Origin of the sequence: Hujiaoplasma nucleasis (assembly GCF_013745115.1) — a bacterium.
Taxonomy (GTDB): Bacteria; Bacillota_I; Bacilli_A; order Izemoplasmatales; family Hujiaoplasmataceae; genus Hujiaoplasma; species Hujiaoplasma nucleasis.
Genome location: NZ_CP051151.1, coordinates 852,540 through 866,109 on the forward strand (window position 1 = coordinate 852,540; position 13,570 = coordinate 866,109).

The window sequence follows — 13,570 nt, forward strand, 5'->3', positions numbered from 1 at the left end:
AAGCAGAAATTCTGCTTTTTTAAATTTCTACTTTCATTTTATGATTACAAACATCTTTAAACCAATAAAAGACATCTTTGGTCACCATAGCATCCTCTAAGGCATCGTGTCTTTGTTGGTTTAAATCTTCTTTAGCGTACATATTGTATGCATTAAATAAACCCAAATCATTTTTTAACCTAAAATAAGTTTTATGTAAACTTAACAAATCTACAAACTGCATATCATTGATAAAGTCATCTAGGTCATGGATTCTATTCAACTTAGATAATTCAGATTTATCATTTTTACCCCAAACATAAATAATGGGTTGATACTCTTGATTAATATTATATAAAATTTGATATAAGTCTTCAAACTTCGTACCATGATCAACATCATCTTGACTTAAATCTAAAAACTTTAAAGTTCTTTTCGATAGTTTCGGAAATAACTTTGGTTTAACAAAAGCGTTATATCTTTGAATTTCTTTGCCTCTAGCATCCGTTAAAACAAAGCCAACTTGAATAATCTCAGAAATGAATTTATTATAATTTTGATAAGGTGGCATAGACATTTCAAAATCGATAAATAAACGATATCTTTCTTGATTAATCAATTTTTTAATTTCGGTTTTTATCATTGAAATATCATAGAAAACTGTTGGTTGATTGCCCCTAGGAGACAATACCTTATCAATACTAACAACATTTTGAACTATAAAATCCTTGTAAATTCTCGTTTCTTTTTTTACTTTCAAGAAAACATAAATATCTTTATGAAAATAATCTAAAAACTGTCTAAACATGCCTTTGCTCATGTAGAAATAAGCTAATTTTTTATGTTGCATGATGGCGATTAAGCGTTTATCTTCGTTAACTTTTACAATTTTTCCATAAACTGTTTCTATCATGATTCATCTTCTTTCTTTGATTGATAAGTATTTAGAGCCAAATAGATGTTATCAATAGCCTCTTCTTGTATTTTTAAAGCTTTGAGCTCTTCTCTTGGCGCATTCTTAATATTTTCTAAATTCTTATATTTTTTTAATAGTTTATTCTTTGTCACCTTACCAACTTTTGGAATGGTGTCTAAAATAGAAGCATATATTTTTTTACTAGCGACATTTCTTTGGTAACTTATCGCGAACCGATGGACTTCTTCTTGTATTTTGTAAAGCAATGAGTAGAGATTAGAGTGTTTATCTAAAATGATTTCTTCTTCATTTTGCTTAATGATTGATTCAGTTTTATGCCGTGAATTTTTCTTTAAACCAATGAGATTCAAATCTAATTTTAATTCTTCAAGGACTTGTTTTGCAGCTCTTAATTGAATTAATCCTCCATCAACAATCACTAAATCCGGTTTTTCTAAGTCATCCATCATTACAGATAAATATCTTCTATAGATGATTTCTTTCATGATATGGTAATCATCATTAGTTTCCACAGTTTTAACCCTATATTTTCGATACTCGTTTTTGTCTGGTAAACCATTGGTGAATACCACCATGGCTGAAACTAAGTTCTGTCCAGAGATATTTGAATTATCAAAAGCATCAATCCTTCTAATAGAACTTACACCTAATATTTTTTCTAATTCCCTAAGTGCATGAATGGTCTTATTTTCTCGATTTAAATAGGCTGATAAATTATTATTTAAGTGGTTTTTAGCGTTTTCATAAGCTATTTCTAGTAATTTAACTTTTTTTCCTCTTTGAGGAATAAATATTTTATCTTCAAGAACTTCTTTAAAAATATCATAATTGTAGTCTTTAGGTAGAAGGATCTCATCAGGTATGGGTTGTTGCTCATAAAATTGAACAAGATATGTTAATAAGATGTCTTCAACTTGACCATAATATGAAAAGATTTTTGATTGAGAGAATAAAACACGCCCATTTCTCATAAATAAGATATTTATAGAAATATAATGATCATAAGTCACAAAATTTACAATATCCCTATCTAAGTTATCGTTAAATATAACTTGTTGCTGCTCAGTCGTTTTTTCAATAGCGATAATCATGTCTCGGTATTCTTTGGCTTTTTCAAATTCTAAATTACGAGAATGTATTTCCATTTTTTGTTTATATTCTTGAACAAACTCTTTTGTGTTTCCTGATAAAAAACTTCTCACTTTTTTTAATAAGTCTTTATAAGTACTTTCTTTAACCGGAAATTCACATGGACCTAAACATTGTCCTATATGATAATACAAACATACTTTTTTTGGGAACTGAGAACATTTTCTAAAGGGGAATATTGTATCTAATAACCTTACCGTTTCATTAGCATAAGTAGCGTTAGGATAGGGACCGAATACATTCTTTTTGTTTTTACTTACACTTCTTGTGACTCTAATGATTGGGTGTTCTTCATCAGTTACTTCGATATAAGGATAAGTTTTATTATCCATAAGTTTTATATTATATTTAGGTAAATATTGTTTGATTTGTGATAATTCTAATAAAAATGCTTCTTTTTCAGTTTGGGTAATAACATAGGTAAAGTCTTCTATCTCATGGACCAGTCTTGTCGTTTTATCATCATGAGCACCGACAAAATAAGAACTTACACGATTCTTTAAGTTCTTAGCTTTGCCTACGTAAATAATTTTACCCTTACGATCAAGCATTTGATAGGTACCAGGTTTGTTAGGTACTTGTTTTATTTTTTCCTTGATATCGACATTCATTGTATTTAAATTATACCAAAATAAGACCTTTCTATCAATATGAGAAAACTCTAGCAAAGCTAGAGTTTATTTTATATTCCTAATGATATCATCAACTCTTTTACCGGTTTGATAAGATTCATCATATTTAAATACCAATTCTGGAACTTTTCTCATTTTAACACGTTTAGCAATTTGATTCTTTATAAAGCCATTAGCTCTATCTAAAGTTTCTTTTGTTTTTTCTATATCTTGTTTTGAACCATAAACTGTGTAATAAGCATACATAAATGATAACTCATTGGTGATTTTAACACCTGTAATTGTGATAAAAGCAAGTTTATCTTTAATATCATTTTGAAGTATATCGCTTAAGACTCGTTGTACATCTGTTTCTAAATGAGCAACTTTTGCCATATATTACACCTCTTTCATTGTTGAAACTTCAATGATGTCTCCTTCTTTGATATCATTGTAGTTTTCAATGGTAATACCGCATTCAAATCCTTGGCGCACTTCTTTTACATCATCTTTAAATCTTTTTAAAGAACCTAATTTTCCTTCGAAAATTATTTTTCCATTACGAACAATTTTAATCATTGAATTTCTTCGTACAACACCACTCGTTACCATGCATCCTGCAATGGTCCCAACTTTAGATACTGAATAGGTTTCTCTAACTTCTGCTTCACCAATGACTTGTTCTTCAAAGACAGGGTCTAACATACCTTTCATAGCTGCTTCAATATCATCTAAAGCTTCATATATGATTCGATAAGTTCTAATTTCCACGCCTTTTTCTTTAGCTAACTCTCTAACTGATGCAGGTACACCAACACCAAAACCAATTATTATTGCTGAAGATGCTTCAGCCAACAAGATATCACCATCTGTAACTGCACCAACACCTGTACCAACGATATCAATATCAGCACCTTCTACATCAATTTTTCCAATTGACCCTCTAAAGGCTTCAATTGAACCTTGAACATCTGCTTTAATAATTAAATTCATTTTCTTTGTATCATCAGAAGCTTGATTAAAGAAGTCTTCTAATGACATTACTTCTTTAGAATTATGTTGTTTATCAAAAGCTCTATTTTGTCTTTCATCTGCTATATCTCTAACAGTTTTTTCATCTTCAAAAACTCTAAAAGGATCTCCAGCTAAAGGAACATCATTTAATCCAATAATCTCAACAGCTTGTCCAGGTTCAGCTTCCTTAATTTGGTCGCCTAAGTCATTGGTCATAGCTCTAACTTTACCGTAGGTTGCACCAACAGCAAAGTAATCTTGAACTCTTAAGGTACCGTTATCAACTAAAATAGTCGCTACTGGCCCCCTGCCTTTATCAAGTCTAGCTTCAATAACTGAACCAGTTGCTTGACGATTAGGATTTGCTTTTAACTCTTTTAATTCAGCCACAACTTGTATGGTTTCTAATAAATTATCAATACCTTGGTTTTTAAGAGCTGATACTTCCACGAAAGGAATATCTCCACCCCATTCTTCAGATAATAAACCTAAATCAGCCAATTGTTGTTTGACACGATCAGGATTAGCGCCAGGTACATCCATCTTATTAACAGCCACAATAATTTCGCATTGTGATGCTTTGGCATGGTCAATAGCTTCTCTGGTTTGAGGCATAACACCATCATCAGCTGCTACAACTAAGATTACTATATCAGTAATTCTAGCACCACGGGCTCTCATTTCTGTAAAAGCCGCGTGTCCAGGAGTATCAATAAAAGTGATTTTCTTTCCGTTTTTCTCAACTTGATAAGCACCAATATGTTGAGTAATACCACCAGCTTCAGTTGATACAACTCTAGAATGTCTAATGGTATCTAACAAGGTTGTTTTACCATGGTCAACGTGACCCATGATAGTAACGACTGGTGGACGAGAAACTAAATCTTCTTCTTTGTCTGTTTCAATGATTTCTTCAAATCTAGTAAGATCTGTAACTACTTCATCTTGTAAGTCTAAATTATATTCCATGGCTAATAATTCTGCATTTTCTCTATCAATGGATTGGTTTTTTGTTGCCATTATTTTTAAAAACATTAATTTTTTAATAACGTCAGATGCTGGTTTGTTAATTTGATCAGCGAAATCTCCAACTGTCATACCTTGTTTATATGTTACAAATTTAGGCATCACTTTTTTGGGTTGTGAATTTTGCTTATTTTGATTTTTCTTATTTCCTGTAAATTTCTTATTTTTATTTGGTTCATGTTTTGGCATATGACCACCTCTTTCTTAATACTATAGTAAACTTATAATCTTTTTAGCGAATCCAGCATCTTGAATTGCTATGACCATCCGATTACTCTTGCCAATGGCTTTACTCAACTCATCTGATGTAAAATCCTTGATGATTTGAACTTGATAAGTCTTGGCTTTATCACTAACTCTTTTGCTTGTATTAAAACCAGCATCGCTTGCTAGAAAAACCAAGCGAGCTTTTTGGCTTTTAATTTTATCTAAAGACATTTCTTCCCCAGAAATTAAGCGGTTAGCCCGCATACATAATCCTAAGATAGATAATATTTTCTCTTTATTCATTGTCAATCACTTTGAACAAAGTCTCAAAAACGTCATTAGGAACTTCTACATCTAAATGTCTAGATAATATTTTGTGTTTCATGGCTTTTTCAATCACTATTTTGTTTTTTGATAGATAAACGCCGCGACCATTCGCTTTACCTGTTGGATCATAAATAACTTGCCCTTCTGGAGTTCTTACAACCCTTAACAAGTCTTTTTTTTCCATGCGTTCATTGGTCACAACACATTTTCTCATGGGAATTTTCCTAACTTTCATTTTTATCACCTAGAATTCTATACCCTCAGATAAGGCTTGAGATTCAGCTTTAATATCTATTTTCCATCCAGAAGATTGGACAGCTAGTCTTGCATTTTGTCCTCTCTTACCGATGGCCAAAGACAATTGATCATCTGGAACAACAAGGATGGCAGATTTTTCTCTTTCATCATATTGGACAGACAAAGTTCTTGCTGGTTGAATCGAATTAGCAATTAATTCTTCAGGGTTTTTACTATATTTATATATATCAATTTTTTCGCCATTTAAACTATCAATAACATTTTTAATACGCATACCATTGCGACCTAAACAAGCCCCAACAGGATCAACATTTTCATCATTTGATAAGACACATACTTTGCAACGATCTCCAGGATCTCTAGCAAGACCAAAAATTTCAATAATACCTTCAGCTAATTCAGGAATTTCATTTTCCATTAAACGAATTACTAAATTACGGTCAGTTCTTGATACATATACTTTTGGATCTTTGTTGGTTTTTTCTACCTTTGTGATATATACATTCACTTTTGAACCAACAATCAAATCAGATGCAAGTAAATCTCTAGATGGAATTGACGTTTCAGTATCTCTACCTAAAAACAATGTCACAAAATCATTTTTAATCTTAATGACTTCAGCAATAATCATTTCGCCAACACGTGACTCAAAATACTCATAGTTTTTATCTCTCTCTAATTGTTTTAAACCTTGAGTCAACATTTGTTTGGCAGTTGAAGCTGCTAAACGACCAAAATTCTTTGGCGTGATTTTTTCTTTAATGATATCTCCCACTTTAGCATTCTTCTTGATTTCTCTTGCTTGTTCTAAAGTGATTTCATGTCCTGGTTCACTATTCGGATCTATTTCATCCACAACGATAGATTTAGAAACGATATCAATTTCCGCTTTTTCTGAGTTAAAAATAACTTCAGCGTTATTTTTACCCCCATAAGCTTTTTCATAAGCTTTGATAAGCCCGTCTCCGAAGATCTTTAAAATCTCTTCTTGACTTACGTTTTTTTCAATGGCTAAATTTTCTAATGCTTTAAAAAAATCTTTACTAATCATTTTCTTCTCCTAAAATCAATGGCTAATCTTATTAGATTAACATCTATATAATTTACTTTTACTTTTTTGTTTTTAATCGATAAGGTTAAGGTATCTCCATCAAAAGCTATTAAGTCACCTTCAAAATTTTGAGTAAAGGTTTCAACATAAACCAAATGATTTATGGCGTGTTTAATCGCTTCAGCTGTTCTTAGTTCCCTTTCAGCCCCTGGAGATGATACTTCCATCATATACTCACCTTCTATAGGGTCTAATTCATCGATGAAGGGATTTAATTCTTGAGTTGCTAAAACAACATCATCCATATTGACGCCTTCAGTTATATCGATATAAATTCTTAAAATAGTCTCTTTTCTTTCCTTTACTATTTCCAAATCATATAGATCAAAACCAATGTTTTCTAAAAAAGATTTAACCTTTTCTTTAATTTCTTGAACCTGCATCCTATCACCTCACTAAAAAATTCCAATAAAAATGAGAGGGGATGACCCTCTCACTTTACCTTATGCTAAAAACATTATATCACAGGGCCTATGTAAAATCAAGAATATTATACCTTGGTTTTAACATTTATAACGATGTCTTGATAGTCTGGGTGTTTCTTAAACCAAGAAATGGCATATGGGCATTTTGCGACAATTTTTAAGTCTTGGCTTTTGATAAACTGATAGGCTCTCAACATCAACTCTGAAGCTACCCCTTGTCCTCTTAGCTCAGGAACGACAAAGACATGGGTAATATCCACTCTAGATTGATCTCGAGCTGGAAATAAGACTTCAGCCAATAAAATCATGTTATCATCCACAGAGTATATTCTATTATCATCATATAAATAATCCATCAACGATTACCTCCTAGTTCATACATTAAAATACTGCCTGCCACAGCTACATTTAATGATTCCACTTTTTTCATTTTTAATTTAATCACTGAATCGGCTTTATTGATAATTTCAGGGTCAACTCCTTGTCCTTCATTACCTAAAATTAATCCGAATTCTTCATGATGTTTTTTTTCAAATTGGCCTTGGGCAGATAAATCAGTTGCATAATAATGTATAGGATGTTTATCCATGAAATCTATGATGTTATCTTCAATGATATTTATCTTAAATAAGGCCCCTTGGGTAGATCTTATGACCTTAGGATTATAGACATCCACACAATGATCGACCACAAGACTTTCAAAGCCAAAAGCAAGGGCAGATCGAATCAGTGTTCCCATATTTCCGGGATCTTGAATACCATCACACAAAAGAACCTGTTTTGAAATATGACTTTCTTGGGGAAAGTGACAGACACCTATTAGTCCTTGAGGACTTGAAACATCTGATAACTTTTGAATAATCTCTTCAGTTACTAAATAACTTTCTATCTCATAAGGCAAATCTTGCCCTAGATGAAAAACTATCTCTAAAAGACCCGCTTCATAAGCTTCCTTAATAAGGTGTTCCCCCTCTATTAAGAATTTACGCTTATCTTGCCGGTATTTTTTTTGTTTTAGCTTGGCTGTTTCAATAATTAACTGGTTTTTAATAGAAGTAATCTCTTTGATAAAAACACCCCTTTACTCTACTTGACTAGAATCATCACCCTGATTAACTTCTTGATTAAATACAATGGATGACGTTCTATTAAAATCATTCAACATATCAAATTCATTAATTTCATTGTATGAAATTGTATAGATTTTGTCATTGATAAATATAGCTTTTTCGATATAACCATAATAATTGCTTGGTGTATTCCTTAAAATACTTACCTGACTTAAATGATTCATTTCATCAACCTGATATAAGTAAATCGCTTGATAATACTGACCATATCCATAAGAATAAGCATAAACAGGTATAGCAAACAATAAAGAATTATTCCATTCATACTCTACAAATAATTTATGATCATAGGTGACTGGAGAATATGAATATTCACCTTCAACCAACAAAGTTTCTAAAGTTATAGGTTGGTCACCTGATGTATCATATAAGGCGACTTTTACGCCCGTAAAAATAGTAAATCCATTTGAATTATCCGCTTGACGCCCAATACCTATCATTAAATCGTCATTGATAGGGTGTAAATAATCACTCACACCTTCTTCGTATAATTCACCTAGAATCACCGGATGATAAGGGTCAGATAAATCAATCTTATATAAAGGATCTGTATTAACAAAGGTCACCACATAAGCAATATCTTGACTCATTCTTACTGCATATATACGTTCATTTGGTTTTCCCAATCCTCTTAAAACAGAAATAATACTTAGTTCATTATCTGTCGCATCTAACAAATAGAGTTGATTGGTTAATTCTACACCTTCTTGACTATAAATATAATCTGTTGTAGCTAATCTTAAAATTCCTTCATACTCATCAAAAGAAAACTGATTTAAAGTCCATCCATCGATCTGATTTGCTGCTTGGAATACAAGCTTACCTTCTACAATTTTAAACCTTGAAATACTGGTGTATTGTCTATAATTTTCATCTTCTTCACTGTAATGATAGACATGGCCAGAAATATATAGGTTTTCTTGATTCATATAAACCTCATAAGCGTAGGTTAAATAAGCATTTAAATCAATACTTACTTCTTGATTTACATTAAAAGAAGCAACCATTAAATAAGATGAGACTTGATCAGAATCAGGATAATAAAAGATATCTTCATAAGTTAAATTAATAAAGTCATCACCTAAAAGAGAATCCTTGTAAGAAGGTGTGACTATTTCTTCATCATACCACCAATGATAAGAAGACATCATAATAAAGAAATCGCCTTCAATCATTCGACTATCCACCAAATAAGTGTTCTTAAACTCGAATTGTCTTTCCACTTGAATATTTGACTTATCACTAACATCCAGAACATCAATTCGTAAGTTTGAAGATCCCCACCACCAATAATAAGGAGTGACTTGATCATCATCAGTCATTCTTTGGTATTGGTCGTATAAGACAATTAATTTATCCTCATACAAATAGATACCATGGTAATAAGCATAAGCATAATATTGGTCTGTTTCATCTATTAAAGAATCTTCATAGACTAGACTCATTGATTCTACATCAACAATCCTTAAATCTTGGTTCTTGGCCATATATATGTAATTCCCGTCAGTAATGATGGTATCCATTTCAGAAACTCCGCTCACTTGAACATTGGTTTCAGAATGCCTTTCTTGGTCTTCTTCATTGGTGTCATCCAAACCGGCTTCTGGTGTTAAGATATTATCTCCACCATAATATTGAGTCTTTTGCGCCAAAGAATTTACATAATCATTCATTTCTTCTTGACTTGAAAATTGTTTTAAATAATCGCTTTCTATAATTTCTTCACTTGTTTCTTCACTGATATCTTCAGTGGTTTCATTAGTGTTAATCGCTTCTTCTCCACAAGCGACTAAAGCAAAAAATAGAAAAAGCATTAAGGTAAAGCTTAATAATTTCTTCATAAAAACACCTCCGTTTTTATTCAGTTAATTCTAAAAATAATTCTATGTCTTTCTTAAGTAATTCTAAGGAACTTACCCAAAATTCTTTTTTAGTCACATCAATCCCAGCCAAAGCAGCAACTTCTTCAACTTGCATTTGACCAGTCGCAGCTAATAAATCATCATAAATTTTAACAAAAGCCTCTTTGTCTTCTAAATACTTTGCATACAAGCCTTTTGCGAATAATAAACCGTAAGTATATGGGAAATTATAATAAGATAAACCACCAGAATAATAATGAGGTTTACATATCCACATATAAGGATGTAATAAGTTTTCATCTAAGCCATCGCCATAAGTTTGTTTTTGAGCATCAAGCATTAATTCTTTTAATTCTTTAGCATCAAAAACAGTTTTTTCTCTGCCTTCAAAAACAGATTTTTCAAATATAAAACGAGACATAATATCAACAACAACTTGTGTATAATCTTGCAATGAAGACTCTAATAAAAAGATTTTTTCTTCCTTAGTAGTCACATCCTTTATAGCCGCATTATTAACAATAGTTTCACAGAAAGTTGATGCAGTTTCAGCCACAGGCATGGTGTAAGAACTATTTAAAACAGATTCCTTAAAAATTGCTTCCCCATGATAAGCGTGTCCTAATTCATGAGATAAGGTAATCATATCAGAAAAAGACCCTGTAAAATTAGTCATAACTCGACTTTCTTTAATCACATGCATATTGGCACAAAACGCACCACCTCTTTTGCCTTTTCTTGGAGTATAATCTACCCATTCTTCATCAAAAGCTCTTTTAGCTAAATCATGCAAACTGTTAGAAAAAGTCTTGAAATTCTTTAATATATAAGCGTTGGCTTCTTCAATCGTAAAACTCGTATCATTTTTACCAATAGGTGCAAATAAATCATAGAAAGGCAATCCATTTTTATGACCTAACAATTCAGCTTTTCTTTGTAAGTATTTTCTAAAAATACCGTAATATTCTTTAACAGCTGACTGCATAGCTTCTAAAGTTTCACTCTTCATCCTAGACTTGTTCAATGCCTCAGCCAAAGGTGAGTCAAAATTTCTTGCTTTAGAAACAGTGTTAACTTCTCCTTTAATTGAATTCAAGGCAAAAGCAACAGAATCTTCTATTTTTTTATAGGCATTTAATTCAGCTTCATAAGCTTTTTTTCTTACCTCAGGATCTTTATCAGTGGCTAAATTTCTTACTTCTGATAAAGTAATAATTTTACCATCATACTCAACATCCAATGTTGATGTTAACAAAGATTGTAAGCGTCCCCAAGATGAAGAACCTGTTTGTCTTAATTTAGCAAGCATTACTTCTAATTCAGTACTTAGTAAGTGACCTGCATGATCTTTAACTTCATTTAAATAAAATTGATGTTCTTTTAAAAAATCATTATGAGCTATATCTTCTTCTAAATTTGGGTAATCTTTCATCCAATTGGTAAATAAGGTTGAAATTTTAGTTAACTGTGTTAATTTTGTTTGTAATAAGTTGACCATTTTATTGGCTTCCTGATTGGTTGATTCAACTGAAGATGTTAAAGAAGCAAAATGATATAATTTATCAATCAATGCTTCTAAAAGCATTTCATTTTCTAAATACTTTACTAATTTTCTTTCCTTTTGATCATAATTATCAAAATCTACAGATTGTGAATTAATCTCAAGAATTAATTGATCTAGTTGATTTAAATCCTCCGAATATTTTGGGTCATCAAACCCTAAGTACAAACTTTTTAAACTCCATTTTTTCATTATTTTTCCCCTTTCATTAGTACAAAATTTAATTTTGTTAGTTGGTAAATTTTTGCTTTCTTTTCTCCATAGTCTCTAGATTGATAAAGAATATCTTCAATCCACTCAAAACCTATTTTTTCAATAAGTTTTTGAGAAGCTAAATTTTCATAAAAATGTCCTACATAAAGACAATCTATGTTCCTTTCAAAAAATACTTCATATAAAATTATATCAATAGCTTCCGTCATTAAACCCATTCGATGAAACTTAGGGTGTAATACATAACCAAGTTCATAGACTTCACCTAAAGATCCAAGTTCGGTTAAGTGAACCCCTATAGAACCAATTACTTTCCTTGTATCTTTAAAGACAAGCGCATAAACATCATCTTTTTTGATAAAATTATCAATCACTGCTCTTGTTTCTTTTTTGTTTTTATGGGGTTTCCAACCAGCCATTGGCCCAACTGTATCTAACTTAGCATAATCATATACAGCCTTTACATCAGTTGTATTAAATTTTCTTAGAATTAGTCTCTTTGTCTCTAAAGATCTCATTGAAGGCTTCCTCTACAGTAAAACCTAAATCAGTAATATTAAATTTCTCTCTGTCTTTAATCATGACTGATTTTGAATCTTTAACTGCTTTCTTTAATAAAAGTTCGTAATCTAAATTCTCTTCTATCATTTTAGCTTTTTGAATGGATGGTTTTATGACAGGATTCTTTGGCACATAAACCGTACAACAATCAGAAAATGCTTTATTAGATATATCTAAGGTCTTAATTTTCCTAGCTACTTTGATGATATCGGCCTTATCATAAGTTGATAAAGGTCTAATAATTAAAGTCGAGATAGGTTCTTGAACTGCAATTAAACTTTCTATGGTTTGAGAAGCGACTTGACCAATAGAATCACCAGAAATAATGACGGGTATATGATTCTTTTTAGCTACTTTTTCAGCAATTCGATACATCATCCTTCTCATTACAGTTATCAAATACGGTTCTTCACAATCCTTTAAAAGAAGTTCATGTAAGTCTCTAAAAGGCACTAAATGTAAATTGATTTTGGATCCATTTGCGTATTTAGCTAATTTATAAGTTAAATCAATGACTTTTTGAACCGATTCAATCGGCGTTAAGGGTGTTGATTCAAAGTGAATACACTCTATTTCTAAACCTGTATTCATCGCTAAATATCCAGCCACTGGCGAATCAATACCGCCACTTAACATGACCAAGGCCTTTCCTCCAATACTGGTAGGAAAACCCCCTAAACCAGGAATTTTATCTAAATATATATAAGTACCATCATTCCTGACTTCTATGTTTAATGTTTTCTCTGGATGGTGAACATCGACTTTTAATATTTGAACTTGTCTTAAAATCAATTTAGATAATTGATTAGTAATTTCTAAAGAAGTTAAAGGAATTCTTTTATCGGCTCTTTTTGTTTCAATTTTAAAAGTGGTTTCTTTGTGAATTTCTTCCTTTATCATTTCCACAGCTTTTTGAGCAATCAAATCTAAATCAAAATCACAATGTTTGACTTTACTATAAGAAGATAAACCTGAAATATAATTAAGTTTATCAATGATTTCATCTGGAGATTCTTCATTTAATTTTATAAAAACCAAATCATGTTGGAAAATAATATCAACTTCAAAGCCATGAAGTTTATGGGCAATTTGGTTATTAATGTTCCTTCTAAATATATGTTGATTTTTTCCTTTAAGGATTAAATCCCCATATTTAATCATAATGTAATCGTACATGGCACACCTCTTCAATTATATTT

General features: G+C 31.3%; 14 protein-coding genes. All 14 read right to left on the reverse strand.

Translation table 11 applies throughout. The annotated features are described in order from the left end of the window. Window positions 1–19: 19 nt before the first annotated feature. Window positions 20–892, reverse strand: coding sequence for a 3'-5' exonuclease (locus HF295_RS03880; protein ID WP_312032544.1), 873 nt, complete (start codon window positions 890–892; stop codon window positions 20–22). Next, the gene (gene uvrC / locus HF295_RS03885) at window positions 889–2,676 is read right to left on the reverse strand and encodes an excinuclease ABC subunit UvrC (RefSeq protein ID WP_312032545.1); all 1,788 of its coding nucleotides are present in this window, start codon (window positions 2,674–2,676) and stop codon (window positions 889–891) included. Before uvrC ends, HF295_RS03880 begins: the two co-directional genes overlap by 4 nt. A 66-nt stretch (window positions 2,677–2,742) precedes the next feature. Next, window positions 2,743–3,072, reverse strand: coding sequence for a 30S ribosome-binding factor RbfA (rbfA, locus tag HF295_RS03890; protein ID WP_312032546.1), 330 nt, complete (start codon window positions 3,070–3,072; stop codon window positions 2,743–2,745). 3 nt (window positions 3,073–3,075) lie between these two features. Further along, complete coding sequence (gene infB, locus HF295_RS03895) at window positions 3,076–4,905, reverse strand: translation initiation factor IF-2 (protein WP_312032547.1); 1,830 nt, start codon at window positions 4,903–4,905, stop codon at window positions 3,076–3,078. Between the two features lie 21 nt (window positions 4,906–4,926). Next, window positions 4,927–5,226, reverse strand: a complete 300-nt coding sequence (locus tag HF295_RS03900; RefSeq protein WP_312032548.1) for a YlxQ-related RNA-binding protein — start codon at window positions 5,224–5,226, stop codon at window positions 4,927–4,929. Then, window positions 5,219–5,485 (reverse strand): RNase P modulator RnpM, encoded by a 267-nt coding sequence (rnpM, locus tag HF295_RS03905; protein WP_312032549.1) that lies wholly within the window; start codon window positions 5,483–5,485, stop codon window positions 5,219–5,221. The genes HF295_RS03900 and rnpM overlap by 8 nt, the downstream gene beginning before the upstream one ends. 9 nt (window positions 5,486–5,494) lie before the next feature. Further along, window positions 5,495–6,559, reverse strand: a complete 1,065-nt coding sequence (gene nusA, locus HF295_RS03910) for a transcription termination factor NusA (RefSeq protein ID WP_312032550.1) — start codon at window positions 6,557–6,559, stop codon at window positions 5,495–5,497. Beyond that, window positions 6,556–7,002, reverse strand: a complete 447-nt coding sequence (gene rimP / locus HF295_RS03915) for a ribosome maturation factor RimP (RefSeq protein ID WP_312032551.1) — start codon at window positions 7,000–7,002, stop codon at window positions 6,556–6,558. Before rimP ends, nusA begins: the two co-directional genes overlap by 4 nt. A gap of 107 nt (window positions 7,003–7,109) precedes the next feature. Beyond that, window positions 7,110–7,400: a GNAT family N-acetyltransferase gene (locus tag HF295_RS03920; RefSeq protein WP_312032552.1), complete on the reverse strand. Its 291-nt coding sequence runs from the start codon at window positions 7,398–7,400 to the stop codon at window positions 7,110–7,112. After that, window positions 7,400–8,113, reverse strand: a complete 714-nt coding sequence (locus tag HF295_RS03925) for a TrmH family RNA methyltransferase (protein WP_376739684.1) — start codon at window positions 8,111–8,113, stop codon at window positions 7,400–7,402. Before HF295_RS03925 ends, HF295_RS03920 begins: the two co-directional genes overlap by 1 nt. A gap of 12 nt (window positions 8,114–8,125) precedes the next feature. After that, window positions 8,126–10,015, reverse strand: coding sequence for a beta-propeller domain-containing protein (locus HF295_RS03930; RefSeq protein WP_312032555.1), 1,890 nt, complete (start codon window positions 10,013–10,015; stop codon window positions 8,126–8,128). A 16-nt stretch (window positions 10,016–10,031) separates the two neighbouring features. Beyond that, window positions 10,032–11,789: a M3 family oligoendopeptidase gene (locus tag HF295_RS03935; RefSeq protein WP_312032556.1), complete on the reverse strand. Its 1,758-nt coding sequence runs from the start codon at window positions 11,787–11,789 to the stop codon at window positions 10,032–10,034. Continuing rightward, window positions 11,789–12,328 (reverse strand): GNAT family N-acetyltransferase, encoded by a 540-nt coding sequence (locus HF295_RS03940; protein ID WP_312032557.1) that lies wholly within the window; start codon window positions 12,326–12,328, stop codon window positions 11,789–11,791. The genes HF295_RS03935 and HF295_RS03940 overlap by 1 nt, the downstream gene beginning before the upstream one ends. Then, a complete protein-coding gene (gene thiI / locus HF295_RS03945; RefSeq protein ID WP_312032558.1) occupies window positions 12,285–13,547 on the reverse strand; it encodes a tRNA uracil 4-sulfurtransferase ThiI in 1,263 nt (420 codons plus the stop codon). Before thiI ends, HF295_RS03940 begins: the two co-directional genes overlap by 44 nt. Window positions 13,548–13,570: the final 23 nt, after the last annotated feature.